Annotated in this window: 1 protein-coding gene; it reads left to right on the top strand. The window is 54.7% G+C overall.

What is annotated here, in order from left to right; all coding sequences use genetic code 11:
* Positions 1-200: 200 nt before the first annotated feature.
* Positions 201-395: a hypothetical protein gene (locus tag B7L72_RS14055; RefSeq protein ID WP_081195097.1), complete on the top strand. Its 195-nt coding sequence runs from the start codon at positions 201-203 to the stop codon at positions 393-395.
* Positions 396-1055 lie beyond the last annotated feature (660 nt).

Below are 1055 nucleotides of genomic sequence, written 5' to 3'. Positions count from 1 at the left end.
AAAGCTGGGTATTGAAAAAACCGCTCGCAACTTGTTGAAGCTGGGCGTGCTCAGTGACGAGCAGATAGCCGCAGCGACCGGGTTGGCGGTTGACGAGATTACCAGGCTACGCAGGGAAGATCAGCACTGATACCGAGCGATACCCTTCCTTTGCCTACAAAAGGGCAGCCACCGAATGGGGCTGCCATGAGGTACACGACATGCTGGCAGAGCGAATTAAAAAATGGCCTGAGCTGTGGGAAGAAAGAGGTCGTCAGGCAGGTGAGAAGCTGGGTATTGAAAAAACCGCTCGCAATTTGTTGAAGCTGGGCGTGCTCAGTGACGAGCAGATAGCTGCAGCGACCGGGTTGGCGGTTGACGAGATTACCAGGCTACGCAGGGAAGATAAGCACTGATCCCAAGCGACACCCTTCCTTTGCTCACACAAGGGCAGCCACCGAATCGGGCTGCCCTTGTCGTTTCTGCCTGTTTTTTATGCCTTCCGATGACTTTCTGCTCAACGCCCAGGCAGTCACCCGATTGCCCTGCCCCCCCTGGGCTTGAGGCTGCAGTGTACCCGCGGCCGCTGGGAAATAGCCTGGTGGGAGGCGGCTTTAGCCCGCGATGACGGCGGCACTCGTGCTTGCTCAGGCAGTCGCCCAATGAATTGGCCTCCCACAGGGGGGGCTTGAGCGTTACCGACCACACTTGGCCTATCTGCTTCTTGATGAAGGAGAGATTGTCAGTGGATAACTGGGTGGGATCAAATGTGCAACGTGGCGGCAGCAATCTTTGGGGGCTGGAACACAACCACGACAAGCAAGACACCCAGGCGGTGCTTATAATGTTAGTTGAGTGTCTCAACGCCCCAGAGCCAACGGGCCCAAGGCGAGCGTTTGTGGTGGAGTGCAACAACGAAGCCATCTCATGCTCCACACAATAGCCTGCAACCCAGCAGTTGACACCTGAAATCAACCCCTCTATATTAATAGTTATGACAAAGGAGCGTGTTTATGGAGGATCCAGGGTTAGATACTTTATTAGCCCTAAACGATATTCAGTACGGTATTCACGGT

It is taken from the genome of Halomonas sp. BC1, assembly GCF_002078135.1.
In the GTDB taxonomy this organism is placed as follows: domain Bacteria; phylum Pseudomonadota; class Gammaproteobacteria; order Pseudomonadales; family Halomonadaceae; genus Vreelandella; species Vreelandella stevensii.
This window is presented reverse-complemented; position numbering and strand designations above follow the sequence as displayed.

Bases quoted from the DNA above. Each gene is read 5' to 3' on its own strand.
- B7L72_RS14055 (WP_081195097.1), top strand. From the start codon at position 201: ATGCTGGCAGAGCGAATTAAAAAATGGCCTGAGCTGTGGGAAGAAAGA.